The sequence below is a fragment of the Streptomyces sp. NPDC044921 genome (genome assembly GCF_056432865.1).
The window spans coordinates 1-24,771 of record NZ_JBWKIF010000013.1; the positions used below are offsets into that span (position 1 = coordinate 1).

Annotated in this window: 25 protein-coding genes and 1 pseudogene; 13 read left to right on the forward strand and 13 right to left on the reverse strand. The window is 71.9% G+C overall.

Annotation, left to right across the window (positions count from 1 at the left end; all coding sequences use genetic code 11):
* Positions 1 to 100: pseudogene (locus AC07DA_RS21020) on the forward strand (IS481 family transposase); the annotation flags it as partial.
* Between the two features lie 157 nt (positions 101 to 257).
* On the opposite strand, the gene AC07DA_RS21025 reads toward AC07DA_RS21020, so the two are convergent.
* Positions 258 to 1,019: a SigE family RNA polymerase sigma factor gene (locus tag AC07DA_RS21025; protein WP_479129693.1), complete on the reverse strand. Its 762-nt coding sequence runs from the start codon at positions 1,017 to 1,019 to the stop codon at positions 258 to 260.
* 239 nt (positions 1,020 to 1,258) lie between these two features.
* Between AC07DA_RS21025 and afsQ1 the strand changes: the two genes are divergently transcribed.
* The 5 genes from afsQ1 (at position 1,259) to AC07DA_RS21050 (ending at position 5,204) form a co-directional block, all read left to right on the forward strand.
* Positions 1,259 to 1,936: a two-component system response regulator AfsQ1 gene (gene afsQ1, locus AC07DA_RS21030; protein ID WP_010048893.1), complete on the forward strand. Its 678-nt coding sequence runs from the start codon at positions 1,259 to 1,261 to the stop codon at positions 1,934 to 1,936.
* Entirely contained in the window at positions 1,933 to 3,540 is a 1,608-nt protein-coding gene (locus AC07DA_RS21035) for an ATP-binding protein (protein ID WP_479129694.1), read from the forward strand. Before afsQ1 ends, AC07DA_RS21035 begins: the two co-directional genes overlap by 4 nt.
* A complete protein-coding gene (locus tag AC07DA_RS21040; RefSeq protein WP_479129695.1) occupies positions 3,537 to 4,256 on the forward strand; it encodes a hypothetical protein in 720 nt (239 codons plus the stop codon). Before AC07DA_RS21035 ends, AC07DA_RS21040 begins: the two co-directional genes overlap by 4 nt.
* Before the next feature lie 85 nt (positions 4,257 to 4,341).
* On the forward strand, positions 4,342 to 4,926 hold the full coding sequence (locus AC07DA_RS21045) for a VanZ family protein (RefSeq protein ID WP_479129696.1): 585 nt from the start codon (positions 4,342 to 4,344) through the stop codon (positions 4,924 to 4,926).
* Positions 4,927 to 4,991: 65 nt separating this feature from the next.
* Entirely contained in the window at positions 4,992 to 5,204 is a 213-nt protein-coding gene (locus AC07DA_RS21050; protein WP_479129697.1) for a PspC domain-containing protein, read from the forward strand.
* Positions 5,205 to 5,289: 85 nt separating this feature from the next.
* Here AC07DA_RS21050 and AC07DA_RS21055 read toward each other — a convergent pair whose 3' ends face one another.
* Both AC07DA_RS21055 and AC07DA_RS21060 read right to left on the reverse strand, forming a co-directional pair.
* A complete protein-coding gene (locus AC07DA_RS21055; RefSeq protein ID WP_479129698.1) occupies positions 5,290 to 5,643 on the reverse strand; it encodes an ATP-binding protein in 354 nt (117 codons plus the stop codon).
* 141 nt (positions 5,644 to 5,784) lie between these two features.
* Positions 5,785 to 6,942, reverse strand: coding sequence for an adenosine deaminase (locus AC07DA_RS21060; protein WP_479129699.1), 1,158 nt, complete (start codon positions 6,940 to 6,942; stop codon positions 5,785 to 5,787).
* Positions 6,943 to 7,064: 122 nt separating this feature from the next.
* Here AC07DA_RS21060 and AC07DA_RS21065 point away from each other — a divergent pair, with 122 nt between their 5' ends.
* Positions 7,065 to 7,823, forward strand: a complete 759-nt coding sequence (locus tag AC07DA_RS21065) for an alpha/beta hydrolase (RefSeq protein WP_479129700.1) — start codon at positions 7,065 to 7,067, stop codon at positions 7,821 to 7,823.
* 71 nt (positions 7,824 to 7,894) lie between these two features.
* Here the strand turns inward: AC07DA_RS21065 and AC07DA_RS21070 are convergent, their stop codons facing one another.
* The gene (locus AC07DA_RS21070; protein ID WP_479129701.1) at positions 7,895 to 8,848 is read right to left on the reverse strand and encodes a LysR family transcriptional regulator; all 954 of its coding nucleotides are present in this window, start codon (positions 8,846 to 8,848) and stop codon (positions 7,895 to 7,897) included.
* 63 nt (positions 8,849 to 8,911) lie between these two features.
* Here AC07DA_RS21070 and AC07DA_RS21075 point away from each other — a divergent pair, with 63 nt between their 5' ends.
* The gene (locus tag AC07DA_RS21075; protein ID WP_479129702.1) at positions 8,912 to 10,183 is read left to right on the forward strand and encodes an MFS transporter; all 1,272 of its coding nucleotides are present in this window, start codon (positions 8,912 to 8,914) and stop codon (positions 10,181 to 10,183) included.
* A 187-nt stretch (positions 10,184 to 10,370) separates the two neighbouring features.
* Positions 10,371 to 11,387 (forward strand): sigma-70 family RNA polymerase sigma factor, encoded by a 1,017-nt coding sequence (locus AC07DA_RS21080; RefSeq protein ID WP_479129703.1) that lies wholly within the window; start codon positions 10,371 to 10,373, stop codon positions 11,385 to 11,387.
* On the opposite strand, the gene AC07DA_RS21085 is transcribed toward AC07DA_RS21080, so the two are convergent.
* Positions 11,271 to 11,657 carry an STAS domain-containing protein gene (locus AC07DA_RS21085; RefSeq protein ID WP_479129704.1) on the reverse strand — a complete coding sequence of 129 codons (387 nt, stop codon included), beginning with the start codon at positions 11,655 to 11,657 and terminating at the stop codon, positions 11,271 to 11,273. The two genes, AC07DA_RS21080 and AC07DA_RS21085, sit on opposite strands and share 117 nt — an antisense overlap.
* 136 nt (positions 11,658 to 11,793) lie before the next feature.
* On the opposite strand from AC07DA_RS21085, the gene AC07DA_RS21090 reads away from it, so the two are divergent.
* The gene (locus tag AC07DA_RS21090) at positions 11,794 to 12,714 is read left to right on the forward strand and encodes an AEC family transporter (protein ID WP_479129705.1); all 921 of its coding nucleotides are present in this window, start codon (positions 11,794 to 11,796) and stop codon (positions 12,712 to 12,714) included.
* Between the two features lie 7 nt (positions 12,715 to 12,721).
* On the opposite strand, the gene AC07DA_RS21095 is transcribed toward AC07DA_RS21090, so the two are convergent.
* Entirely contained in the window at positions 12,722 to 13,498 is a 777-nt protein-coding gene (locus tag AC07DA_RS21095) for a GbsR/MarR family transcriptional regulator (protein ID WP_479129706.1), read from the reverse strand.
* 221 nt (positions 13,499 to 13,719) lie between these two features.
* Here AC07DA_RS21095 and AC07DA_RS21100 point away from each other — a divergent pair, with 221 nt between their 5' ends.
* From AC07DA_RS21100 to AC07DA_RS21110, 3 genes are read left to right on the forward strand one after another with little or no spacing between them, the layout of a single operon-like run.
* Positions 13,720 to 14,388, forward strand: a complete 669-nt coding sequence (locus tag AC07DA_RS21100; RefSeq protein WP_479129707.1) for a DUF4097 family beta strand repeat-containing protein — start codon at positions 13,720 to 13,722, stop codon at positions 14,386 to 14,388.
* Between the two features lie 31 nt (positions 14,389 to 14,419).
* Positions 14,420 to 15,379, forward strand: a complete 960-nt coding sequence (locus tag AC07DA_RS21105) for an ATP-binding cassette domain-containing protein (RefSeq protein WP_479129708.1) — start codon at positions 14,420 to 14,422, stop codon at positions 15,377 to 15,379.
* On the forward strand, positions 15,376 to 16,194 hold the full coding sequence (locus AC07DA_RS21110) for an ABC transporter permease (RefSeq protein WP_479129709.1): 819 nt from the start codon (positions 15,376 to 15,378) through the stop codon (positions 16,192 to 16,194). Before AC07DA_RS21105 ends, AC07DA_RS21110 begins: the two co-directional genes overlap by 4 nt.
* A 133-nt stretch (positions 16,195 to 16,327) precedes the next feature.
* Here the strand turns inward: AC07DA_RS21110 and AC07DA_RS21115 are convergent, their stop codons facing one another.
* The 7 genes from AC07DA_RS21115 to AC07DA_RS21145 all read right to left on the reverse strand — a co-directional run bounded on the left by AC07DA_RS21115 (position 16,328) and on the right by AC07DA_RS21145 (position 24,643).
* The gene (locus AC07DA_RS21115) at positions 16,328 to 17,611 is read right to left on the reverse strand and encodes a thymidine phosphorylase (protein ID WP_479129710.1); all 1,284 of its coding nucleotides are present in this window, start codon (positions 17,609 to 17,611) and stop codon (positions 16,328 to 16,330) included.
* Positions 17,612 to 17,683: 72 nt separating this feature from the next.
* Positions 17,684 to 18,088 (reverse strand): cytidine deaminase, encoded by a 405-nt coding sequence (locus AC07DA_RS21120; protein WP_479129711.1) that lies wholly within the window; start codon positions 18,086 to 18,088, stop codon positions 17,684 to 17,686.
* Positions 18,085 to 19,359, reverse strand: a complete 1,275-nt coding sequence (locus AC07DA_RS21125; protein ID WP_479129712.1) for an ABC transporter permease — start codon at positions 19,357 to 19,359, stop codon at positions 18,085 to 18,087. Before AC07DA_RS21125 ends, AC07DA_RS21120 begins: the two co-directional genes overlap by 4 nt.
* The gene (locus AC07DA_RS21130) at positions 19,356 to 20,477 is read right to left on the reverse strand and encodes an ABC transporter permease (protein WP_479129713.1); all 1,122 of its coding nucleotides are present in this window, start codon (positions 20,475 to 20,477) and stop codon (positions 19,356 to 19,358) included. Before AC07DA_RS21130 ends, AC07DA_RS21125 begins: the two co-directional genes overlap by 4 nt.
* A complete protein-coding gene (locus AC07DA_RS21135) occupies positions 20,477 to 22,066 on the reverse strand; it encodes an ABC transporter ATP-binding protein (RefSeq protein WP_479129714.1) in 1,590 nt (529 codons plus the stop codon). Before AC07DA_RS21135 ends, AC07DA_RS21130 begins: the two co-directional genes overlap by 1 nt.
* Positions 22,067 to 22,276: 210 nt before the next feature.
* On the reverse strand, positions 22,277 to 23,326 hold the full coding sequence (locus AC07DA_RS21140; protein ID WP_479129715.1) for a BMP family lipoprotein: 1,050 nt from the start codon (positions 23,324 to 23,326) through the stop codon (positions 22,277 to 22,279).
* 273 nt (positions 23,327 to 23,599) lie between these two features.
* Positions 23,600 to 24,643 (reverse strand): BMP family lipoprotein, encoded by a 1,044-nt coding sequence (locus tag AC07DA_RS21145; protein ID WP_479129716.1) that lies wholly within the window; start codon positions 24,641 to 24,643, stop codon positions 23,600 to 23,602.
* Positions 24,644 to 24,771 lie beyond the last annotated feature (128 nt).

Sequence of the window (24,771 nt, forward strand, 5' to 3'; positions counted from 1 at the left end):
GGACTGGCTGCACTCCTACAATCACCACCGCGGACACACCGCGCTCAAGGGCCAACCACCCGCCAGCCGCGTCCCCAACCTCACAAGGCAATACACCTAGGGCCGGGCGCACACGAAAGCGGGACTGGACGGACCCCCCGGCCCTCCAGTCCCGCTCCCCCGTGCCCCCCGTGTCCCCACTCTCCCGGGAAGACGCCCCCCAGCGTCTCCACGGATCCCCCGTGGGCCCCCTCCTCGGGGTGCTCCCCCCCGTACCTTCAGGCGACGAGCTCGCCGAAGGCGTCCTCCTCGTCACGGCCGAAGCTGAGGACCTCGTCCTCGCGCAGCCGGCGGAGCGACCGCCAGATGCTGGACTTCACCGTGCCGACACTGATGTCGAGGATCTCCGCGATCTCCGGGTCCGTGCGGCCCTCGTAGTAGCGCAGGACCAGCATGGTGCGCTGGAGCTCGGGCAGCCGGGCCAGCGCCTGCCACAGGACCGCGCGCAGCTCGGTGCCGCGCATCGCGTCCGTGTCGCCGGGCGTCTCCGGCAGTTCCTCGGTCGGGTACTCGTTGAGCTTGCGGCGCCGCCAGGCGCTGATGTGCAGGTTGGTCATGGTGCGGCGGAGGTATCCGCCGACCGCGGCCTTGTCGCTGATCCGGTCCCACGCCCGGTAGGTCGAGAACAGCGCGCTCTGCAGCAGGTCCTCGGCCTCGAAGCGGTCGCCGGTGAGGTGGTAGGCGGTGGCGTACAGGGAGGCGCGGCGCTCCCGGACGTAGGCGGTGAACTCCGCCTCCGTCAGCGAGCGGCGCTCCCCCGGGTCCTCCCCGTACGCGGCTCCCCCGTGAACCGCCCCCGTCCCCTTGTTCTCCCCCGTGTGCGCGTCAACCACCGTCATGAACGCGGTGTGCTGACGCCCGGCGCCGCGAGCGCACCCCCGCCCGCTCACAGCACCGGACTTCTCGGAACCCCGGTGCGCGTGCACGTCGTGCAGACGCGTGATCACAGCGCTGGTGCTGGTGCCGTGCAGCGTGTTCATCTCGCGCCCCCCGTCGTGGACTTCCGGTGTGTGCGGCCCGCCGGTCGGGCGGGCTTCCTTGCCTGTGCCGAGAAGCTTGCCGCGGCACTTTCATGGCCGTGTCCGCCGACTGTCACAGACCTGTCACAGAGGTCGGCCGCAGGCCGGACACACCTGGTCCACAGGCGTCGGGGGTACCGGCGGCATCCTCTCGGGCCCACCGGTCGAACCCCGAGCCCTCCATGGGCCAGAATGAGCCCGTGCCTTCCCTGTTGCTGATCGAGGACGACGACGCCATCCGGACGGCCCTGGAGCTCTCACTGACGCGCCAGGGACACCGCGTGGCGACCGCTGCCAGTGGTGAGGACGGTCTGAAGCTGCTGCGCGAGCAGCGGCCGGATCTGATCGTGCTGGACGTGATGCTGCCCGGCATCGACGGGTTCGAGGTGTGCCGGCGCATCCGGCGCACGGACCAACTGCCGATCATCCTGCTGACCGCGCGCAGCGACGACATCGACGTGGTGGTCGGGCTGGAGTCCGGCGCCGACGACTACGTGGTGAAACCGGTGCAGGGACGGGTGCTGGACGCCCGGATCCGGGCCGTGCTGCGGCGCGGCGAGCGGGAGTCCAACGACGCGGCGACCTTCGGCAGCCTGGTCATCGACCGCTCGGCGATGACCGTGACCAAGAACGGCGAGGACCTCCAGCTCACGCCGACCGAGCTGCGGCTGCTGCTGGAGCTGAGCCGGCGGCCGGGGCAGGCGCTGTCGCGGCAGCAGCTGCTGCGGCTGGTGTGGGAGCACGACTACCTGGGCGACTCGCGGCTGGTGGACGCCTGTGTCCAGCGGCTGCGCGCCAAGGTCGAGGACGTGCCGTCGTCCCCGACGCTGATCCGTACCGTGCGCGGTGTCGGCTACCGGCTGGATCCGCCTCAGTGACCCAGCACGACCCAGGGGGGAACCGCGGCTGGACCGCGGCACGCAAGGGAGTTCTGTCGCGGCTGCGCTTCACCAGCCTGCGGCTGAGGCTGGTCCTCGTCTTCGGCCTGGTGGCCCTGACGGCGGCCGTGTCCGCGTCCGGCATCGCGTACTGGCTCAACCGCGAGGCCGTGCTCACCCGCACCCAGGACGCCGTGCTGCGGGACTTCGAGCAGGAGATGCAGAACCGGGCGAGCGCGCTGCCCGAGCGACCGACGCAGGACGAACTGCAGCACACGGCCGGGCAGATGGCGGGCAGCGACCAGCGCTTCAGCGTGCTGCTGGTGGCCCGCAACGCCGACGGCAAGACCGTCTACGGCAGCTCCGGCGGGCTGAGCGGCTTCTCGCTGCGGGACGTGCCGGTGTCGCTGCGCACGGCGGTGAACAAGACGCAGAAGGTGGACGGGACCAACAAGCACCCCCACCACCTGTACTGGCAGCGGATAGTCGCCCACGACACCCCGTACCTGGTGGCGGGGACGCGCGTGATCGGCGGCGGCCCGACCGGCTACATGCTCAAGTCGCTGGAGCCGGAGGCCAAGGACCTCAACTCGCTGGCCTGGTCGCTGGGGATCGCGACCGGCCTGGCGCTGATCGGCTCGGCGCTGCTCGCGCAGGCCGCGGCGACGACCGTGCTGAAGCCGGTGCAACGGCTCGGGGCGGCCGCGCGGCGGCTCGGCGAGGGCAAGCTGGACACCCGGCTGAGGGTGTCCGGGACGGACGAACTGGCCGATCTGTCGCGGACGTTCAACAACGCCGCCGAGGCGCTGGAGCAACGGGTCGCCGACATGGCCGCCCGGGACGAGGCCTCCCGGCGGTTCGTGGCGGACATGAGCCACGAGCTGCGCACGCCGCTGACCGCCATCACCGCCGTGACGGAGGTGCTGGAGGAGGAGCTGGAGGCGGAGACCGGGAGCATGGACCCGATGATCGAGCCGGCCGTCCGGCTCGTCGTCAGCGAGACCCGGCGCCTGAACGACCTGGTCGAGAACCTGATGGAGGTCACCCGGTTCGACGCGGGCACCGCGCGGCTCGTCCTGGACGACGTCGACATCGCCGACCAGATCACCGCCTGCATCGACGCCCGCGCCTGGCTGGACGCGGTGGAACTGGACGCCCAGCGCGGCATCCACGCCCGGCTCGACCCGCGCCGGCTGGACGTCATCCTGGCCAACCTGATCGGCAACGCCCTCAAGCACGGCGGCTCCCCGGTGCGGGTGTCCGTCCGCGAGGAGGACGACTCGGTCGTCATCGAGGTGCAGGACAACGGGCCCGGCATCCCCGAGGACGTCCTGCCGCACGTCTTCGACCGCTTCTACAAGGCCAGCGCCTCCCGGCCGCGGTCCGAGGGCAGCGGGCTCGGCCTGTCCATCGCCCAGGAGAACGCGCACATCCACGGCGGCGAGATCACCGCCGCCAACTCGCCCGACTCCGGCGCGGTCTTCACCCTGCGGCTGCCGCGCGACTCCTCCGAGCCCGGGGAGCGGCCCGCCGAGGGCGAGGACAAGCCGGCGGACGGCATCGGCCGGGCCAAGGGCGAGGACGCGAAGGGGGACGCCCGATGACCATACGACGCCCACGGACCGCCACCGCTGCGGCCACCCGCGGCGCGGGCCCGGCCCCCCGCACCCGGCCCGTCGCCGCGACGGGCCGGGCTCCGGGCGGTCGGCGGCGGTCGAGGGCGCTGTCGCGGCCGGCCGGTCTGTCCGTGCTCGCCCTGCTGCTCGCCGGGTGCGGCATCCGGGCCACCGAAGTGCCGACGAACTTCGGGCCCGCGCCCTCGCGGGTGCAGTGCGCGCTCGCCGAGCCGGACGTGTCGGCGCAGGCCGCCCGAGGGCTGCCCGTGCAGGTGTTCCTGCTGTGCGGCTCCCAGCTCGTGACCGTCGACCGGACCGTACGGGTCCCGGACGGCGCGGCCGACTCCGAGCGGCGCATCCTGGTCGCGCAGGGCCTGCTGGACCAGCTCGCGCAGCCGCCCTCCCCCGCCGAGAAGGAGGCCGGGTACAGCACGGACGTCCGCGGCGGCATCACCGTGGGCGGACCCCGGCCCGGCGACCCGGACGACACGCTGCGGCTCGGCACGGCGCCGGAGAGCCTCACCTCGTACGCCCTCGCGCAGATCGTCTGCACCTTCTCCGACTCGGCGGCCGCCGAGGGCGACGGCTCGGTGGTCCTGGCGGGCCCCGGCGCCGAGCCGCCGCGCCGCTACGAGTGCACCGACGAGGTGCGGGCCCGCCCGGGCAGCACGGAACCCCCCTCGAAGGAGGTCGCCGCGGAGTGACGCGGGCCCGCTGTGGCGCATGCCTCACCGGCGTAACGGGGCCCTTCCCGGAACCGATCCCGCCGGGGGCGGCGTCTAGGGGGGCGTGCAGCGTCAAGGCTCCATCGGCGGCAGCGCCGCGTTCCGTATCCGGGTGGCAGGAGGTGTCCTCCTCGTCGCGCACCTGGCGTTCGTCGCCTGGCTGACGTTGCGTCCGCTGGACGTGCCCTGGGTCATGCCCGCCAACCTGCGGCCCTTCGCCGGCATCCGGGCCGATCTCGCCCTCGGCTGGCCGGGGGCGGTCCGCCCCATCGGCGAGAAGATCGCCCTGCTCGCCCCGCTGGGCGTGCTGCTGCCGCTGGTGAGCGGCCGGCTGGCCGTCTCACCCCTGGTGTCCCTGCTGCGCACGGCCGCGGCCGGCGCCCTGCTGTCGCTGGGCATCGAACTGCTGCAGACCGGCGTGCCCGGCCAGGTCGTCGACGTCGACTCGCTGTTCCTGAACACCGTGGGCGTCACCCTCGCGCACCTCGCCCTGGTACCCGCCGGACGCTCCTGGCTGCGCCGCCGTACCACCGCGGGCCCGCCCCGCGCGCCCCTTCCCGTGGAGGAGCCGGCTCAGGGTCGGACCCCGACGATTCCCAGGGTCGGGATCGCCCCGTGGAGCGACGCTTTGCCCCCTTCGTCTCCGTAGCGTGGAGCGCAGATGGGGTACTCGGACCGGAGGCCTCACGCACACCGACGTTGAAGGAGACGCACATGTCCCGCCTCGCCCGCCCCACCCACGGCCGCATGATCGGCGGAGTGTGCGCCGCACTGGCACGGCGCTTCGGCACCTCCGCGACGACGATGCGGGTGATCTTCCTGGTCTCGTGCCTGCTGCCCGGACCGCAGTTCCTGCTCTACATCGCCCTGTGGATCCTGCTGCCCTCGGAGAGCGGGACGCGGAGCAAGGCGCAGACGGCCTGGTGACGCACCCGCCGCCCCGGAACGCCGACGGGGCGCACCCCGTGTCCAGGGGTGCGCCCCGTCGGCGTGTGTCCGCCGCGGCGTACGGTCAGCCGACCGGAATGCCGTTCACCGGCAGGCCGTTCGTGGGCAGGCCCTGCACCGGGAGGCCGCCCAGCAGCTTGGCGGCGGGGCCGGTCGGGCCCTCGGCCAGCAGCTGCTCCGCGACCGGCTGGGCGGCGGCGAGACCGGCGCCGGCCGCCGTCTGCCCCTGACCCAGCGCCTCGCCCGAGCCCGGCAGCGTCTGGGCGAGCTGCTCCGCCGGGAGCGCCGCGGTGGCGGTCTCCAGCGTCCGGGCGGTGTCCGGGAGGGCCGGGGCGGCGGTCGCGGCACCCGCACCGGCGGCGGCGAAGGCGGCACCGAGAGCGGCGACACCGAGGGACTTGGCAGCAGACTGCTTCATGAAAGGCGTCCTCGTAATGGGATGACGGGGTGTGTGAGCGGTCCAGCGACCGTAGACACCCCACACCGCCCGCCGCAAACATCGAAATGCGGACGGATTGTGAAAGCCGCCCGCACGCGCGGTGCGCCGATGTCCGCCCGGTCAGTCCTCGGAGACGGAAGAACCGCTGGTGGAGGCGGTCTGACGGAACAGCCATTCGGATTTCAGCTCGGCATATCCGGGCTTGATCACGTCATTGATCATGGCCAGTCGTTCATCGAAAGGAATGAACGCTGATTTCATCGCATTGACGGAAAACCACTGCATGTCGTCGAGCGTGTAACCGAACGCCTCGACGAGGTGCTCGAATTCCCGGCTCATGCTGGTGTGGGACATCAGGCGGTTGTCCGTGTTGACCGTGGCACGGAAGTGCAGCCGGCGCAGCAGCCCGATGGGGTGCTCGGCGTAGGAGGACGCGGCCCCGGTCTGGAGGTTGGAGCTCGGGCACAGCTCCAGCGGGATGCGCTTGTCCCGGACGTACGAGGCGAGCCGCCCGAGTTCGACCCGGCCGTCCTCGTGGACCCGGATGTCGTCGATGATCCGCACGCCGTGCCCGAGCCGGTCGGCGCCGCACCACTGCAGGGCCTGCCAGATGGAGGGCAGCCCGAAGGCCTCGCCGGCGTGGATGGTGAAGTGGTTGTTCTCGCGCTTGAGGTACTCGAAGGCGTCCAGGTGCCGGGTGGGCGGGTAGCCCGCCTCGGCACCCGCGATATCGAAACCCACCACACCCAGGTCGCGGTGGCGGTTGGCGAGTTCGGCGATCTCCAGGGCCCGGGCGGCGTGCCGCATGGCGGTGAGCAGCGCGCCGACGCGGATGCGCTGTCCCTTCTCCCGGGCGCGCCGCTCCCCTTCCCGGAAGCCCTCGTTGACGGCCTCGACGACCTCCTCCAGGCTCAGGCCGCCCTCCAGGTGCTGCTCGGGGGCGTAGCGCACCTCGGCGTAGACGACGCCGTCGGCGGCGAGGTCCTCGGCGCACTCGGCGGCGACCCGCACCAGGGCGTCGCGGGTCTGCATGACGGCGACGGTGTGGGAGAAGGTCTCCAGGTACCGCTCCAGGGAACCGGAGTCGGCGGCCTCGCGGAACCAGACGCCGAGCTTCTCCGGGTCGGTCTCGGGAAGCCGGGTGTAGCCGTTGTCGCGGGCGAGTTCGACGATCGTGGCGGGGCGCAGTCCCCCGTCGAGATGGTCGTGCAGCAGGACCTTGGGCGCCCGGCGGATCTGGTCCGGGGTCGGGGTGTTCGCGATGGTCTGGCTCGTCATTTCCGCACTCTACTTCCTACGCGCGTAGACGGCGCGTTCCGGCCGCTTTACGTTTCCGTCGATACGTAACGGTGACCCCGAGGACGGGTCGTGTACACCCACCCTTCTGACACTGTTCTGTCATGGCACACCAAGCGACGCCGGCTCGCAGGGCCCGGCTGGGAAGGACACTCGGACCGGAGCCGGCCGCGGTGAGCGCAGTGGTGCTGCTGCTCCCCGGTGGTGACGAGGTCTCCAGCCGCAGGCCGTCGCCGCTGCTGGCGACCGCCTCCGTGCGCGCCCTGGGGCGCCGGCTGGCCCGCTCGGGCCGGGAGGAGGGCTTCGCCGCGCACGTGGTGCACTACCGCTGCCGCGGCTGGAACGGCAGTGAGGCGAATCTCGCCCGTGACGCGACCTGGGCGGCGGACGAGGCCGTACGACGGTACGGGGACGTCCCGGTGTGCCTGGCCGGGGTGGGCATGGGCGGGCGGGCGGCGCTGCGCGCGGGCGGGCACGAGGCCGTCAACTCGGTGGTGGCGCTCGCTCCCTGGCTGCCGGAGGAGGACGTGGCGGCGCCACCCGAACCGGTGAAGCAGCTGGTGGGCCGGCAGGTGCTGATCGTGCACGGCACGAACGACGGGCGGACCGACCCCGAGCTGTCGTTCCGGCTGGCGGCGCGGGCGAAGAAGGCGAACCGGGACGTGTGCCGGTTCGAAGTGCACGCGGACGGGCACGGGTTGCACCAGTACCGGGACGAAGTGCTGGCGCTGGTCGAGGACTTCGTGATGGGGGCGGTGTTCGGGCGGGCCGTGTCGCGGCCCGTGCGGGACGCGCTGGCCGCGCCGCCGCCGCTGGGGTTGCGGATGCCGTTGGCCGCGGGGTTCAGTCCTTCCCGGCGGTAGCGTCGTGCGGAGCGGCGGCGGTCCGCGGGTGCGGGTCACCGGATGTCCTTCGCGGAGTTCGCCGCACCCCTTCAGCTGGGGAGCAGGCTGCCTCTCCTGGAGAGCAGGAACTTCTTGAAGGCCGCGACCGGGGGCGTGTCCGGGTGGCCCTCCAGCCAGGCCACGCCGATCTCGCGGACCGCTCGGGGGGCCGTGACCGTCAGCTCCACCACTCCCGGGCGCGGCACCGCGGGCGGCGGCAGGAGGGCGACGCCGAGGCCGGCCGCCACCAGGCCCCGCAGGGTCTCGGCCTCCTCGCCCTCGAAGGCGATGCGGGGTTTGAAGCCGGCCTCCTCGCAGAGGTCGTCGGTGATGCGGCGCAGGCCGTAGCCGGGCTCCAGGGTGACGAAGGTTTCCTCCGCCGCCTCGGCGAGACGGATACGGCGACGGCCGGCCAGGCGGTGGTCGGCGGGGACGACCAGGCGCAGCTTCTGTTCGTCCAGGCGGCGGGCGACCAGGTCCGGGGCGTCGGGGACCGGGGAGGTCAGGCACAGGTCGAGGTCGCCGGCGCGGAGGCGTTCGAGCATGGCCTCGCCGTAGTTCTGGACGAGGCTGAAGCGGACGCGGGGGTGGTCGGCGCGGAAGGCCTGGAGGAGGCCGGGTACGGTCTCGGCGCCCATGGTGTGCAGGAAGCCGAAGGCGACCTTGCCGGTGGCGGGGTCGGCGTCGGCCCGCACCTCCTCGACCGCGCGCCCGATCTCCGCCAGGGCGCGTTCGACGGAGGTGAGGAAGGCGCGCCCGGCCGGGGTGAGGGAGACCGTGCGGCCGTGCCGGGCGAACAGGTCGACGCCCAGGTCCTGCTCCAGCCGGGCCATGGAGCGGGAGAGGGTCGACTGCGGGACGTCCATCTCCCGGGCCGCGCGGGTGACGTGCTCGGTGCGGGCCACACCGGCGAAGTACGCCAGGCGCGGCGCCAGCGACATCACCATGTCTTCTGTGTCACCGGACGGTGACAGCCACTCCGCTGAACTGTGTTGATGCGCCATGGGAACGATTATGGCCGTTCCATGCATTGGACGGATCAGTGGACGGGTCCGTACGTTCGAAACATGTCTCCCGCCAGTACCGGGGCGTCCACCGTCGTGGGCGCCGATGCCTCCGTCCCCGCTCCCGACTCCCGTGTGTCCCCGGGCGGGCCCGGCTACCGCCGGATGAGCCTCGCCCTCTTCCTCGCGGGTGTCGCGACCTTCGCGCTGCTGTACTCCACGCAGGCGCTGCTCCCGCTGATCTCCGGCGAGTTCGGGGTGGCGGCGAGCGACGCGAGCTGGACCGTGGCCGCCGCGACGGGCGGGCTGGCGTTGTCCGTGCTGCCGATGAGCGCGCTGTCGGAGCGCTTCGGACGGCGTACGGTCATGACGGCCTCGCTGGCCGTGGCGGTGACCGTCGGGCTGCTGGTGCCCTTCGCCCCCTCCCTCGGTGCCCTGGTCGTGCTGCGGGCGCTCCAGGGCGCCGCGCTGGCCGGGCTGCCGGCGTCGGCGACCGCGTACCTCGCGGAGGAGGTCAGTCCCAAGGCGCTGGTCACCGCGATCGGGCTGTTCGTCGCGGGCAACAGCGTCGGCGGGATGAGCGGCCGGGTCATCACCGGCTGGGTCGCGCAGGAGTGGGGCTGGCGGGTCGCGGTCGGTGTCATCGGCGTGATCGCCGTGGCCTGCGCGGTGGCCTTCCGGGCGCTGCTGCCCGCCCCGCGGCACTTCACGGCCGGCTCGCTGCGGCCCCGGGTGCTCGCCCGCACGGTCCGCGACCACCTGTCCAACCCGCTGCTGCGCCGGCTGTACGCGATCGGCGCGCTGTTCATGACGGTGTTCGGCGGGGTGTACACGGTCATCGGCTACCGGCTGACCGAGGCGCCGTTCTCGCTGCCGCAGGGCATCATCGGCTCGATCTTCCTGGTGTACCTGGTCGGTACGGTGTCGGCGTCGACGGCCGGGCGCCTGGTGGGCCGGCTGGGCCGCCGGGGCGCGCTGTACGCGGCCGGCGGCACGACCGCGGCGGGCCTGCTGCTGTCCCTGGCGGGGTCGCTCCCGCCGGTGCTGCTGGGCCTGGTCCTCATCACCGCGGGTTTCTTCGCGGGCCACGCGGTGGCCTCGTCGGCGGTGAGCAAGACCGCCGCGCACGGCCGTGCGCAGGCCTCCGCGCTGTACCAGTCCGCCTACTACATCGGCTCCAGCGCGGGCAGCACGGCCGGTGCCCTCGCCTTCCACGCGGGCGGCTGGGCCGGGACGGTCGGGGTCGGGCTGCTGGCGGTCCTGGGGGTCGTGACGATCACGGTGTTCGGAACGCGCGCGGCGCGCGTGCACCGGCGGACGACCGCCGCCGCCTGAGCCGCGCCGTCCCCCCTGTCGGTGCAGCTTGCGCGAAGGGGCCCGGCGCCGCCCGCAGGGCTGTGGATCACCTGTGCTGACCTGCGCCTTCGTTCGCTCGGGGGGCCGTTGTCAGTGGGCTGCGGTAGCTTCCGAGGTGCTGGGGCGCAATGGCGCGTGAACAGAACGTCCACAGGGGTGGGTGGAGATGGCGAACGGCACGGCGACACCGACGGATCTGGACACCAGGCTGGAGGCGCACCGCAAGGAGCTGACGGGCTACTGCTACCGGATGCTCGGCTCCTCCTTCGAGGCCGAGGACGCCGTGCAGGACACGATGGTCCGCGCCTGGCGCAGCTACGACAAGTTCGAGGGCCGCTCCAGCCTCCGCTCCTGGCTCTACCGCATCGCGACGAACGTGTGCCTGGACATGCTCACCGCGGGCAACAAGCGCGCCCGGCCCATGGACCTGACGGACTCCACCCCCCTGGCCCAGGCGGCCCTCTCCCCCCGACCGGACAACACCTGGCTGGAGCCCATGCCGGACGCCCGCGTGCTGCCCACGACCGACGACCCGGCGGAGGCGGCGGTCGCCAAGGAGTCGGTGCGGCTGGCGTTCATGGCCGCCCTGCAGCAGCTGCCGGCCAAGCAGCGGGCCGTGCTGATCCTGCGCGAGGTGCTGGCCTGGAAGGCGAGCGAGGTCGCCGAGCTGCTGGACACGTCCGTGGCGTCGGTCAACAGCGCCCTCCAGCGCGCCCGGGCCACCCTCGCCGAGCGGCAGGAGCCGGGCGCGGACGCGGCCGTCTCGGACCCGCTCGACGAGGACCAGCGGAAGCTGCTGGACCGCTACGTCGCGGCCTTCGAGGGTTACGACATGACGGCGCTGACGGCCCTGCTGCACGAGGACGCCGTCATGACGATGCCGCCGTTCGACCTGTGGCTGACCGGCGTGCGGGACATCACCGGCTTCATGACCACGCTCGGCGCGCCCTGCGCGGGCTCCCGGCTGGTGCCGGTCCAGGTCAACGGCCTGCCCGGCTTCGCCCAGTACAAGCCCGACCCGGACAAGGGCGGCTTCACGCCGTGGGCGGTCCAGGTGCTGGAGATCTCAGACGGCCGGATCACCGGGTTCCACTGCTTCCTCGACACCCAGCGCTGGTTCCCCCTGTTCGACCTGCCCCTCCACCTCGAAGCGGAGACCGACCAGGTCGAGCAGGGCGCATAGGGCCGGGTCGGGGTCGCGCAGCCGGATCCGGCCCCCGGCCCGGCGGGCCGCCAGCTGCAGCCGCGCCAGCAGGTCCACGGCGGCCAGCCCCGGCGGTCCCAGCCCTCCGACGTCGCAGATTACGACCCGGGCGCCGCCGCCCTGCAGCAGTGCCCGTACGTCGTCGCTCAGCCCGCTCACCTCGTCCCTGGTGACGGGTCCGGGCAGTACGAGCACGGGCGGTGTCATGGCGTCCACGATCGGTAGACCGGGCGGTCGGCGGTAACTCATCGGGGCGGCCCCTTCCCGTGGCGCCGGGAGGATCACATTGACCTGGGTGCGGCCCGCCCCGGAGGGTTTGCTGTATGCCCCATGCATCTGCCCCTCCCGCGCCGCGTGACTCCCCCTCCGCCGGTCGGGGGGTGCCGTGCGGGGGGTGCTGAGCGGTTTCGCCGTCATCGCCGTCGTGATCGGGGTCGGATACCTGATCGGACGCCGGGGGTATCTCGGCGACGGCGGGCGCGAGGTGCTCACGAGGCTCGCCTTCCACGTCGCCTCCCCCGCCCTGCTGTTCACGACGCTCGCCCGGGCCGACCTGTCGGTGATCTTCTCCGACCGGCTGCTGGTGACGGCGCTGAGCACGGCAGCGGCGGCGGGTGTCTTCACGGCGGTGGGCGCCGCGCGCGGCTGGGGGGTGGGCCGGACGACGATCGGCGCGCTGTGCTCCAGCTACGTCAACTCCGGGAACCTGGGCATCCCGATCGCCGTGTACGTGCTGGGCGACGCGTCACTGGTCGCACCGGTGCTGCTGTTCCAGCTGGTCGGTGTCACACCGGTGGCGCTCACGGTCCTGGACCTGGCGAGCGGCGGGGCGCGACGGCCCCTGTGGCAGCGTCTGCTCACGCCGCTGCGCAATCCGATAGCGCTGGGCTCCCTGGCCGGGGTGGCGGCGTCGGCGTCGGGCCTGACGGTGCCGGGGCCGCTGATGGACCCCCTCGTCCTGATCGGGAACATGTCGGTCCCGGCGGTCCTGCTGGCCTTCGGCATCTCCCTGCGCGGCAGCACCCTCCCCCTGCGCGGCGCGGAGCGGGCCCCGGTGCTGCTCGCCGTGACCCTCAAGTCGGTCGTCCAGCCCCTGGTCGCCTGGGCTCTGGCGGCGGGCGTGTTCGGTCTGCGCGGGGCGCCCCTGCTCGACGTGGTGGTGACGTCCGCCCTGCCGGCGGCGCAGAACCTGTTCACGTACGCGAGCAGTTACCGGGTGGGCGAGGTGCTGGCCAGGGAGGCGATCCTGCTGTCGACGGTGCTGGCGGTGCCGGTCCTGGTGGTGGTGGCGGCCCTGCTGGGGTGACGGGCCCTCAGCCGGCGGCCGTCCTTCGGTCGGTGGCGGTCCCGGCCGGCCCGGGGGCGCCGTCCGTCGTCGTGGGGGGCTTGGTGTAGAGGACGTCGCGGGCCTGTTCCGCCGCGCGGGCCATGCTCTCGGTGACGAAGTCGACGAAGCGGGCGATGCCCTCCAGGCGGACGGCGGCCGGGGTGCCGGGACCGAGGACGCCGACGCCCTGCCGCGCGGCCTCGGCGATCCGGGCACTGCCCCGGGCGGCGGCGATCATCGACTGGTACCAGACGTCGTCGTCGACGATGTAGTGCTCGCGGCGGCGCTCGTCGCGCTCGCGGCGGATGAGGCCCTGGCCCTCGAGGAACGCCACGGCCTTGGAGACGGACGCCGGGCTGACCTGGAGGCGGCGGACGAGTTCGGCGGCGGTGAGGCTGCCCTCGTCGGTGGTGTAGAGGCAGGTCAGCACCCGCGCCATCATCTTGGGCAGGCCCTGCTGCATGAAGAGGGTGGTGAACACCTCCTCGTACGCGCGCACGGCCTCGGGGTCCCGGCCGTGGGGCAGCGGGGGCGCGCCGGCGCCCCGGGGCGCGGCCCGCCTGCGGCGGTGGGCGCGCTGCTCGGTGGCCCGGTGGGCCAGGTCGGCGCGGTAGGCGGTGGGGCCGCCGTTGCGCATCACCTCGCGCGTGATGGTCGAGGTCGGGCGGTCCAGGCGCCGGGCGATCTCCGCGTAGGCGAGTCCGTCGGCCAGTCCCAGCGCGATCTGCTGGCGTTCCTGCTGGGTGAGCCTGCCTCCCGGCATCACGATCTCCTCCGTGGTGCGTGGAGGCTCCACAGTAGTGTTCACTTCCCTTTATTGCAACGCCCTCCTCACCGGACCGTTGCGTTAGATTTCGACCCGTTGCAACGAAATACCAATGCCTACCTGCAATAACGCTATTCCTTCGCAACAAGCTTGTTGCCGTCTCCGTGAACGCAACGTAGCGTTTGCGGCGTCGGAAACACGGATCGAAGGAATGCACGATGCAGACGTTCCCCAGCCCCGCCCCGGTCTCCGCCGTCCTCGACGTTCCCGCCGGCGCCATCCGGTTCATCGCCGCCGACCGCGCCGACACCACGGTCGAGGTCCTGCCCGCCGACGCCTCCAGGAGCCGCGACGTGCAGGCCGCGGAGCGGCTCGAGGTCGTCTTCGCCGACGGCGTCCTGCGCATCACCGCCCCGGAGGCGAAGAACCGGGTGCTCGGGCACTCCGGGTCCGTCGAGATCACCGTCCAGTTGCCCGCCGGCTCCCGCGTGGAGGCGAAGACGGCCGCGGGCGGGCTCCGCGGCGTCGGCCGGCTCGGGGAGGTCGCCTTCGAGGGCGCGCAGGCCACGGTCAAGCTCGACGAGGCCGAAGGCGCCCGCCTCACCGTGTCGGCCGGGGACGTCTCCGTCGGGCGTTTGCACGGCCCCGCCGAGATCAGCACCCGGAAGGGCGACATCAGCGTCGCCGAGGCCCTGCGCGGCAGGGTCACGCTGCGCACCGAGCACGGCGGGATCACGGTCGGCGCCGCCCGCGGCGTCTCCGCCTCCCTGGACGCCGGCACCTCCTACGGCCGGATCCACAACGCGCTCCGCAACGCCGACGGCGCCGCCGCCCTGACCATCGACGCCACCACCGCCTACGGCGACATCACCGCCCGCAGCCTGTAGCCACCCGAGACCCCTGAAGGAGCACCTCCCCATGACGGACCTGGCCATCGCGGCGACCGGGCTGCGCAAGTCCTACGGCGACAAGACCGTCCTCGACGGCGTCGACCTGGCCGTCCCGGAGGGGACGGTCTTCTCCCTCCTCGGCCCGAACGGCGCCGGCAAGACCACCGTCGTCAAGATCCTGTCCACCCTGATCGGCGCCGACGCGGGCGAGATCCGCATCGGCGGGCACGACCTCGCCACCCGTCCGCAGGCCGTGCGGGCCGGGATCGGCGTCACGGGGCAGTTCTCCGCGGTCGACGGGCTGATCACCGGCGAGGAGAACATGCTCCTCATGGCCGACCTGCACCACCTGCCGAAGGCCGAGGGCCGCCGCGTCGCCGCCGGGCTGCTGGAACGCTTCGGCCTCGCCGACGCGGCGAAGAGGCCCGCCTCCACCTACTCCGGCGGCATGAAGCGCCGCCTCGACATCGCCATGACCCTGGTCGGCGGCCCGCGCGTCATCTTCCTCGACGAGCCCACCACCGGCCTCGACCCGCGCTCCCGCCACACCATGTGGCAGATCATCCGCGAACTGGTCACCGGCGGCGTCACCGTCTTCCTCACCACCCAGTACCTGGAGGAGGCCGACGAACTCGCCGACCGGATAGCCGTCCTCGACGGCGGGAGGATCGCCGCCGAGGGCACCGCCGAGCAGCTCAAGCGGCTCGTGCCCGGCGGACACGTCCGGCTCCGCTTCACCGACCCGGCCGCCTACCGCCGCGCCGCCTCCGCCCTGCACGACGGGGTCACCCGGGACGACACCGCCCTCGTCCTGCACATCCCCAGCGACGGCAGCCAGCGCGAGCTGCGCTCGGTGCTCGACCGGCTGGACGCCGCGGGCATCGAGGCCGACGAGCTGACCGTGCACACCCCCGACCTCGACGACGTCTTCTTCGCCCTCACCGGCGGCACCCGCCGGCCCGTCCAGCCCGAGGAGGCTGCCCGATGAGCTCCCCCCTGGCCCCCGCCCGCCCGGCCCGGCTCTCCCTCGCCCTGCGCGACTCGTCCACGATGCTGCGCCGCAACCTCCTGCACGCCCGGCGCTACCCGTCGCTGACGCTGAACCTGCTGCTCACGCCGATCATGCTGCTGCTGCTCTTCGTCTACATCTTCGGCGACACCATGAGCGCGGGCATCGGCGGCGGCGCTCCGGACCGGTCCGTGTACATCGCCTACATCGTCCCGGGTCTGCTCCTGATGACCATCGGCAGCACTACGATCGGCACCGCGGTCTCCGTCTCCAACGACATGGCCGAGGGGATCATCGCCCGCTTCCGCACCATGGCGATCCACCGCGGCTCGGTGATCATCGGGCACGTCGTCGGCAGCGTGCTCCAGTCGATCGTCAGCGTGGTCCTCGTCGGCGCCGTCGGGGTGGCCATCGGCTTCCGCTCCACCGACGCCACCGTGCTGGAATGGCTCGCGGCGTTCGCACTGCTGGTGCTCTTCGCCACGGCGCTCACCTGGATCGCGGTCGGCATGGGCCTGGTCAGCCCGAACGCCGAGGCGGCGAGCAACAACGCGATGCCGCTGATCCTGCTGCCGCTGCTGTCCAGCGCCTTCGTCCCGCTGGACGCGATGCCGGGCTGGTTCCGGCCGATCGCCGAGTACCAGCCGTTCACCCCCGCCATCGAGACCCTGCGCGGACTGCTCCTGGGCACCGGGATCGGGCACCACGGCTGGCTCGCGGTGGCCTGGTGCCTGGGCCTCGCGGTCCTCGGCTACTTCTGGTCGACGGCCCGGTTCGACGCCGACCCGAAGTAGCCGCCATGGCGGCGCGGGCCGCCTCGCGCACCGCGGCACACGCCCAGGGGCGGCGCACCCGGCAACCGTCGGAGTGCGCCGCCCCTTTTCGTGTTCCCGGGGGACTTTCGTGTCCCCGGGGGACGGACGCGGGTCAGGCGATGCGCTCCAGCACCACCGGCGACGGGGTGAAGTCCGTGCCGGCGGCGGCGATGTCGTAGGAGCCCTCGATGGCCTGCAGGGCGTACGCGAAGCGGTCCGGGGTGTCGGTGTGCAGGGTGAGCAGCGGCTGCCCCTCGGTCACCGTGTCGCCCGGCTTGGCGTGCATCTCCACGCCCGCGCCCGCCTGCACCGGGTCCTCCTTGCGGGCCCGGCCGGCGCCGAGGCGCCAGGCGGCGACCCCGATGGCGTAGGCGTCGAGGCGGGTGAGGACACCGGAGGCGGGCGCCTTGATCACGTGCTGCTCGCGGGCCACCGGCAGGGCCGCGTCCGGGTCGCCGCCCTGGGCCGCGATCATCCGCCGCCAGACGTCCATCGCCGAACCGTCGGCCAGGGCCTTCGCCGGGTCGGCGTCCTTCACCCCGGCCGCGTCGAGCATCTCGCGGGCCAGGGCGACCGTCAGCTCGACCACGTCAGCGGGGCCGCCGCCGGCCAGGACCTCGACCGACTCGCGTACCTCCAGGGCGTTGCCGGCGGTGAGGCCCAGGGGGGTCGACATGTCGGTGAGGAGCGCGACCGTCCGCACGCCGTGGTCGGTGCCCAGGCCGACCATGGTGGAGGCCAGTTCGCGGGCGTCCTCGATGGTCTTCATGAAGGCGCCGGTGCCGACCTTCACGTCCAGCACCAGCGAGCCCGTGCCCTCGGCGATCTTCTTCGACATGATCGAGGAGGCGATCAGCGGGATCGCCTCGACGGTGCCGGTGACGTCGCGCAGCGCGTACAGCTTCTTGTCGGCGGGGGCCAGGCCGTCGCCCGCCGCGCAGATCACCGCGCCCGTGGTGTCGAGGACGTGCAGCATCTCCTCGTTGGAGAGCAGGGCCCGCCAGCCGGGGATCGACTCCAGCTTGTCCAGGGTGCCGCCGGTGTGGCCGAGGCCGCGGCCCGACAGCTGCGGGACGGCCGCGCCGCAGGCGGCGACCAGCGGCGCCAGCGGGAGAGTGATCTTGTCGCCGACGCCGCCCGTGGAGTGCTTGTCGGCCGTCGGGCGGGACAGGGACGAGAAGTCCATGCGCTCGCCGGAGGCGATCATCGCGGCCGTCCAGCGGGCGATCTCGCGGCGGTTCATGCCGTTGAGCAGGATCGCCATGGCGAGCGCGGACATCTGCTCGTCGGCGACCTCCCCGCGGGTGTACGCGTCGATGACCCAGTCGATCTGCTCGTCGCTGAGTTCGCCGCGGTCCCGCTTGGCGCGGATGACGGAGATGGCGTCCATGGCCATGGCTTGGCTTCCTTCCGAGGGTTCCACAAGCCGTACGGCCCCCCTGATCGACTCAGGAGGGCCGCACGGGGGTTACTTGCTGAGGTGGCCGGGCCCGAAGGCCTGCGGCAGCATCTCCGACAGCGGCAGGATCCCCTCCGGGGTCTCCAGCAGGAGGTCCGGGCCGCCGAACTCGTACAGCAGCTGGCGGCAGCGCCCGCACGGCACGAGCGGGGCGCCGTCGCGGTCGACGCAGGCGAAGTGCGTCAGCCGGCCGCCGCCGGTGTTGTGCAGCTCGGAGACGAGGCCGCACTCGGCGCACAGACCGATCCCGTACGAGGCGTTCTCGACGTTGCAGCCGGAGATGATCCGGCCGTCGTCGACCAGGGCCGCCACGCCGACCGGGTAGCCGGAGTACGGGGCGTACGCCCGGGACATGGCGTCCCGGGCCACCGCGCGCAACCGCTCCCAGTCGACGGCCGGGCCGGCGTCGGTCACTTGCCCTGCCCCTTCCGGTACGGCAGCCCGTTCGCCCGCGGCATGCGCAACCGCTGGGCGGACAGCGCGAGGACGACCAGGGTGATGACGTACGGGGTGGCGGAGACGACCTGGTTGGGGACCTCGTCGGTGGAGGCGTACCAGGCGAACACCAGGGCGGCGACGACCGCGGTGATCACCGCCGGGACGTACTTCTTGCGGATCACCAGCCAGATCGCGCCGATGACCAGCAGCAGCGCGCCGAGCAGCAGCAGGGCGTGCACGTTGGCGGAGCCGCCGCGCAGGTTGAGGCTGTCGGTGTAGCCGAACAGGCCGGCGCCGAGGGCGAGTCCGCCCGGCATCCAGTTGCCGAAGATCATCGCCGCGAGGCCGATGAAGCCGCGGCCGCTGACCTGGCCCTCCAGGTAGAAGGGGTTGGCCACGATGGACAGGAAGACACCGCCGAGGCCGGCCAGACCGCCGGAGACGACGACGGCGATGTACTTGTACTTGTAGACGTTGACGCCGAGGGACTCGGCGGCCACCGGGTTCTCGCCGCAGGAGCGCAGCCGCAGGCCGAAGGCGGTCCGCCACAGGATCCACCAGGTGGCGGGGACCAGCGCGACGGCGACCAGGGTCAGCCAGGAGACGTTGGTGACCAGGCCGCCGAGCAGGCCGGCGATGTCGGAGACGAAGAACCAGCCCTGGTTGTTGAGGTCCCGCAGCGCGTCGGACAGTCCGGGCACCGTGAAGTGGCCGAGGGAGTCGACCGCCGGGGACTGCTTGGCGGAGCCGCCGGTGTGGCCCTCGAAGGCGAGGGGCGCGAGGTAGCGGGTGGCGCCGAGCGCGAGGATGTTGATCGCCACACCGGAGACGATGTGGTTGACGTTGAAGGTGACGGTGACGAAGGCGTGCAGCAGGCCGCCGATCGCGCCGCCGAGGATGCCGACCAGGACACCGGTCCACGGGCCCCACTGGAATCCGGCCCAGGCGCCGAACCAGGTGCCGAGGATCATCATGCCTTCGAGGCCGATGTTGACCACGCCCGCGCGCTCGGCCCACAGGCCGCCCAGGCCGGCGAGGCCGATCGGCACGGCGAGCTGGAGCGCGGTGGACATCTGGCTGACGTTGGTGATGCCGTCGGCGCCGGTGATGAGGCGGACGATCGAGGTGAGCGCCAGTCCGCCGGCGATGATCAGCAGCAGGACGGGCCACGACAGGCGGCGACCGGTCGGCGCCGCGGACTGCCGCGTGGGCTGGTTGACGTCGATCGCCGAGGTAGGAGCGGTCATCGGCCAGCCACCTCCTTCGTGGTGTTGTGGGCGCCGAGGACGTGACCGGCGGCCAGTTCGGCGCCGACGCGGCGCTGCTGGCGGCGCAGGCCCCACTCGCGGACGGCCTCGTAGGAGACGACGACGGAGAGGACGATCAGGCCCTGCATGATGACCGCGATCTCCTTGTCGTAGCCGTGGAAGTCCAGCTCGGGCGAGGCCTTGTCGAGCCAGGCCCACAGCAGGGCCGCGAAGGCGATGCCGACGGGGCTGTTGCGGCCGAGCAGGGCGATGCCGATGCCGAGGAAGCCGATGCCGGTGGGGAAGTTCAGGCTGTAGGTGTGGGTGTCGCCGAGCAGGATCGGCAGGCCGGCCAGGCCCGCGATGCCGCCGGAGATCAGCATGGCGCTGAGCACCATGCGCTTGGGGTCGACGCCGCTGGCCGCGGCGGCGGTCTGGGAGGCGCCGGAGGCGCGCAGGTCGAAGCCGAAGCGGGTGCGGTTGAGGACGACCCAGTAGCCGATGCCGAGCAGCACGGCGAGCAGGACCAGCCCGTAGATCTCGCCGGCGTCGCCCATCGGGATGCCGGGGATCCAGCCGGACTCGTGCATCTCGCCGGTGGTGTTGTTGTTGCCGACCTTCACGCCGAAGACGTCCGGCAGCCACAGGTAGGCGATCACGGAGGTGGCGATCGCGTTGAGCATGATCGTGGCGACGACCTCGCTGACGCCGCGGGTGACCTTGAGGACACCGGCGATGCCGGACCAGAAGGCGCCCGTGAGGACGGCGGTCAGGAGCAGCAGCGGGATCTGCAGGGCGGCCGGCAGGTTCATGTGGGCGCCGACGATGGCGGCCATCATGGCGCCGAGCTGGTACTGGCCGTCGACACCGATGTTGAACAGGTTCATCCGGAAGCCGATGGCCACCGCCAGGGCCGCGATGTAGTACATCGACGCCTGGTTGATCACCAGCACCTGGATGTCCGAGAAGCCGATCTGCTCGAACATCAGGGCGAACGGCTCGAACGGGCTCTTGCCCGACGCGATCAGCACGATCGCGCTCAGGACGAAGGCCACGGCGAGCGCGATGACCGGCCCGGCCACCGCGAGGAGCAGGCGCTCCTTGTCGAACTTCTTCATCAGCGGGCCTCGTCTTCCGGAGACTCGGACGGCGCGGGGGCCTTCGCCGGGGTCTCGGGGGTCTCTTCGGCGGTCTCGTCGTGTTCGAGGTGCCCGGTGGCGGCACCGGTCATGGCCGAGCCGAGCTCCTCGGGGGTGATGGTGGCCGGGTCGGCGTCCGCGACCAGCTTGCCGTTGTAGATCACGCGCAGTGTGTCGGACAGGCCGATCAGCTCGTCCAGGTCCGCGGAGATCAGCAGCACGGCCAGGCCCTCGCGGCGCGCCTCGCGGATGTGGTCCCAGATGGCGGCCTGGGCGCCGACGTCCACGCCGCGGGTGGGGTGCGCGGCGATGAGGAAGCGCGGCTTGTGGCTCATCTCGCGGCCGACGATCAGCTTCTGCTGGTTGCCGCCGGACAGGGAGGCCGCGGTGACGTCGATGCCGGGGGTGCGGACGTCGTACTCCGTGACGATCCGGCGGGTGTCCTCCTGGGCAGCCTTCGGGTCCAGCCAGACGCCCTTGGCGAGCGGCTTCTCGGTGACGTGGCCGAGGATGCGGTTCTCCCAGAGGGGGGCCTCCAGCAGCAGGCCGTGGCGGTGCCGGTCCTCGGGGATGTAGCCGACGCCCTGCTCGCGGCGCTTGCGCGTCGGCCAGGAGGTGATCTCCTCGTCGGCGAGCCGGATGGTGCCGGAGTCGGCGGCCCGCAGACCGATCAGCGCGTCGACGAGCTCGGTCTGGCCGTTGCCCTCGACGCCGGCGATGCCGAGGACCTCGCCCGCGTGGATGGTGAAGCTGATGTCGTCGAGGAGGGCCTTGCCGCCGGGGGCCGCCAGGTGCAGCCTGTCGACGGTGATGACCGGGCGGTCGGTGACCGTGGACTCGGCCGTCTCGGGCGTCGGCAGCTCGCTGCCGACCATCATCTCGGCGAGCTGGCGCGGGGTGGTCTCGGCGGGGACGGCCGTGCCGACGGTGGTGCCGCGGCGGATGACGGTGATCTCGTCGGCGACGGAGAGCACCTCGCCGAGCTTGTGCGAGATGAAGATGACCGACAGGCCCTCGGACTTCAGTTCGCGCAGGTTGGCGAAGAGCGCGTCGACCTCCTGCGGCACGAGCACGGCGGTCGGCTCGTCCAGGATGAGGGTGGTGGCGCCGCGGTAGAGGACCTTGAGGATCTCCACGCGCTGGCGGGCGGCGACGCCGAGCTCCTCGACCAGCAGGTCGGGCTCGACGCCGAGACCGTAGCGCTCGGAGAGGTCCTTGATCTTGCGGCGGGCCTTGGCACCGATGCCGTAGAGCTTCTCGCTGCCGAGGACCACGTTCTCCAGGACCGTGAGGTTGTCGGCGAGCATGAAGTGCTGGTGGACCATGCCGATGCCGCGGGCGATGGCGTCGGCCGGCGACGAGAAGCTCACCTGCTGCCCGTCGACGGCGATGGTGCCCTCGTCCGGCTTCTGCATGCCGTAGAGGATCTTCATCAGCGTCGACTTGCCGGCGCCGTTCTCGCCGACGAGGGCGTGCACGGTGCCCTTGCGGACGGTGAGGTGGATGTCGTGGTTGGCCACGACACCGGGGAAACGCTTGGTGATCCCGGCGAGCTCGACGGCGGTCACCGATTCGTTGACCGCCGCTCCGGCCGGAGGGCTGCTGGACGCGTTGATGGCGCACTCTCCTGGGGACGGGGGCCGTCTACGCGCGTAGCGCCCCTACGGCATACAGAGGGGCCGGCACCCCGCGGCGACGGGGCACGGGGAGCGGCTCCCCGTACCCCGTCGAGCGGACGCAACCCCGGGGGTTACCGCCTGCTTCGAGGCAGTCGCTCGTCAGCTGCTCTTGACCTTGATCTCGCCGCTGATGATCTTCTCCTTGGCCGTCTTGATGGCTTCCTGGAGCTCGGCGTCGTCCGCGAACTTCGGGTTGGAGTTCGACAGGCTCACCTCGCCGGTCTTCAGATCGCCACGAACGATACCGGTCTCGGGCTTGCCGTCCTCGACCGACTTCGCCAGGTTGTACACCGCCTTGGCGACGTCCTTCATCGCCGAGGTCAGGATCGAGTCCTTGTACTTGGCGAGGGCTTCCTGCTGGTACTGGTCGGAGTCGACGCCGATCGCCCACACCTTGTTGGCGGCGGCGGCCTCGATCACGCCCTGACCGGACAGACCGGCGGCCGCGTAGACCACGTCGGCCTTCTTCTCGATCTGGCCCTCGGCGGCCGTCTTGCCCTTGTCCGGGCTGGAGAAGCCGCCCTCCTCCGCCGTCTGGGTGAGGTACTGGGAGAGGACCTTGACCTTCGGGTTCGTGTCCTTGACGCCCTGCTCGAAGCCCGCCTGGAACTTGTGGATCAGCGGGATGTCCACGCCGCCCACGAAGCCGACGACGTTCGACTTGGTGCTCTTGGCGGCGGCGACACCGGCCAGGTAGGAGGCCTGCTCCTCGCTGAAGACCAGGTCGGCGACGTTCTTGGCGTTGATGGTGGCGTCGTCGACGATGCCGAAGGTGGTGTCCGGGAACTTCTCGGAGGCGCCCTTGATGGCCGAGGCGTAGGCGTAGCCGACACCGATGACCGGGTTGTAGCCCTGCTTCGCCAGCGAGGCGAGGCGCTGCTCCTTGTCGGCGTCCGTCTCACCCTCGGTGGGCTCCACGTCGGCCGTCTGGTACCCGAACTCCTTCTTCGCCTGCTCCAGGCCCGCGTAGGCCGCGTCGTTGAAGGACTGGTCGCCCTTGCCGCCGACGTCGTACGCGATGGCGAGGCCCTTGTCGCCCTTCGAGTCCGACGACCCGGCGGAGGTCGAGGTGCCGCCGCAGGCGGAGAGCGCGAGGGCCAGGGAGGCGGTCGCTGCGCCTGCGACCGTGATCCGGGAAATCCGGCGCATGTGTGGGTGCTCCTGTCGTACAACCGAGGTCGCACAGCGCCGGGACGATTCAGCTTCAGCGCTGGCTTCGCCGCAGATTAACGCGCGTAGACCTGCCTGAAAACCCCTTCTGTCCACCTTGTTATAGGCCCGTGGCCAAGCCACCACCGGGCCACGGTCCGGGTGTTGCCGACCGCAAACGCGGGGTGGCGCTGGGTGATCCGCGGGCGGGAAGCACGGAGCGGGCGGACACCCCTGGGGTGCCCGCCCGCTCCGGTGCCCTGCGCGGGCGTGTTACTCGGTCCTCACCTTGATGGTGCCGTCGTCGATGCCCTGCTTCGCCTTGTCGACGGCCTCCTTCAGGCCCGCGACCTTGGCGAACTCGGGATTCGACTCGGACAGGCCGACGCCGTCGACCTTCAGGTCGAAGGTCTGCGTGCCGGTCAGCGGCTTGTCGTCCTGGACCGACTTGGCCAGCGCGTAGACCGCTCCGCCGACGTCCTTGAGCGCGGACGTGAGGATGTAGTTCTTGTACGGCGCGAGAGCGGCCTGCTTGTACTGGTCGGAGTCGACGCCGATCGCCCAGACCTTCGCCTTGGCGGCGGCCTCGATCACGCCCTGCCCGGACAGACCGGCCGCCGCGTAGAGCACGTCGGCCTTCTTCTCGATCTGGCCCTCGGCGGCGGCCTTGCCCTTGTCCGGGCTGGAGAAGCCGCCTTCCTCGGCCGTCTGGGTGAGGTACTGCGACAGCACCTTCACGCCGGGCTTGGTGTCCTCGACACCCTGCTTGTAGCCGGCCTCGAACTTGTGGATCAGCGGGATGTCCACCCCGCCCACGAAGCCGACGACGTCGCTCTTGGTGGCCTTGGCGGCGGCGACACCGGCGAGGTAGGAGGCCTGCTCCTCGGCGAAGACGAGGGAGGCGACGTTCTTGCCCTCGACGACCGAGTCCACGATGCCGAAGGTGGTCTTCGGGTACTTGGAGGCGACGGCCTTCATGGCCGGGCCGTAGGCGAAGCCGACGCCGATGACCGGGTTGTAGCCCTGCTTCGCCAGCGAGGCGAGGCGCTGCTCCTTGTCGGCGTCCGTCTCGCCCTCGGTGGGCTCGATGTCGGCCGTCTTGTAGCCGAACTCGTCCTTGGCCTTGGTCAGGCCGGCGAAGGCGGCGTCGTTGAAGGACTGGTCACCCTTGCCGCCGACGTCGTAGGCGATGGCGACGCCGCGGTCGCTGCTGTCGCTGTCACCGCTGTCACTGCTGGTGCCGCCACAGGCCGTGGCGACGAGGCCCAGCGACGCGACCCCCACCGCGACGCGGGTCAGTTTCGAAATCCGACGCATCTGAAGTTCCCCATTCTCCGAAGCTCCGCAGCGGGTGCTCAGTTCGGCGCACATTAACGCGCGTAGACACTCCTGGGAACGGGTCGCCGCGGGGCCGTTATCCATTCGTGCCGATGGCCGGTTACGCC

Bases quoted from the DNA above. Each gene is read 5' to 3' on its own strand.
- AC07DA_RS21025 (WP_479129693.1), bottom strand. From the start codon at position 1,019: ATGAACACGCTGCACGGCACCAGCACCAGCGCTGTGATCACGCGTCTG.
- AC07DA_RS21040 (WP_479129695.1), top strand. From the start codon at position 3,537: ATGACCATACGACGCCCACGGACCGCCACCGCTGCGGCCACCCGCGGC.
- AC07DA_RS21050 (WP_479129697.1), top strand. From the start codon at position 4,992: ATGTCCCGCCTCGCCCGCCCCACCCACGGCCGCATGATCGGCGGAGTG.
- AC07DA_RS21055 (WP_479129698.1), bottom strand. From the start codon at position 5,643: ATGAAGCAGTCTGCTGCCAAGTCCCTCGGTGTCGCCGCTCTCGGTGCC.
- AC07DA_RS21060 (WP_479129699.1), bottom strand. From the start codon at position 6,942: ATGACGAGCCAGACCATCGCGAACACCCCGACCCCGGACCAGATCCGC.
- AC07DA_RS21065 (WP_479129700.1), top strand. From the start codon at position 7,065: ATGGCACACCAAGCGACGCCGGCTCGCAGGGCCCGGCTGGGAAGGACA.
- AC07DA_RS21070 (WP_479129701.1), bottom strand. From the start codon at position 8,848: ATGGCGCATCAACACAGTTCAGCGGAGTGGCTGTCACCGTCCGGTGAC.
- AC07DA_RS21075 (WP_479129702.1), top strand. From the start codon at position 8,912: ATGTCTCCCGCCAGTACCGGGGCGTCCACCGTCGTGGGCGCCGATGCC.
- AC07DA_RS21080 (WP_479129703.1), top strand. From the start codon at position 10,371: ATGGCGAACGGCACGGCGACACCGACGGATCTGGACACCAGGCTGGAG.
- AC07DA_RS21085 (WP_479129704.1), bottom strand. From the start codon at position 11,657: ATGAGTTACCGCCGACCGCCCGGTCTACCGATCGTGGACGCCATGACA.
- AC07DA_RS21095 (WP_479129706.1), bottom strand. From the start codon at position 13,498: ATGCCGGGAGGCAGGCTCACCCAGCAGGAACGCCAGCAGATCGCGCTG.
- AC07DA_RS21100 (WP_479129707.1), top strand. From the start codon at position 13,720: ATGCAGACGTTCCCCAGCCCCGCCCCGGTCTCCGCCGTCCTCGACGTT.
- AC07DA_RS21105 (WP_479129708.1), top strand. From the start codon at position 14,420: ATGACGGACCTGGCCATCGCGGCGACCGGGCTGCGCAAGTCCTACGGC.
- AC07DA_RS21110 (WP_479129709.1), top strand. From the start codon at position 15,376: ATGAGCTCCCCCCTGGCCCCCGCCCGCCCGGCCCGGCTCTCCCTCGCC.
- AC07DA_RS21115 (WP_479129710.1), bottom strand. From the start codon at position 17,611: ATGGCCATGGACGCCATCTCCGTCATCCGCGCCAAGCGGGACCGCGGC.
- AC07DA_RS21125 (WP_479129712.1), bottom strand. From the start codon at position 19,359: ATGACCGCTCCTACCTCGGCGATCGACGTCAACCAGCCCACGCGGCAG.
- AC07DA_RS21130 (WP_479129713.1), bottom strand. From the start codon at position 20,477: ATGAAGAAGTTCGACAAGGAGCGCCTGCTCCTCGCGGTGGCCGGGCCG.
- AC07DA_RS21140 (WP_479129715.1), bottom strand. From the start codon at position 23,326: ATGCGCCGGATTTCCCGGATCACGGTCGCAGGCGCAGCGACCGCCTCC.
- AC07DA_RS21145 (WP_479129716.1), bottom strand. From the start codon at position 24,643: ATGCGTCGGATTTCGAAACTGACCCGCGTCGCGGTGGGGGTCGCGTCG.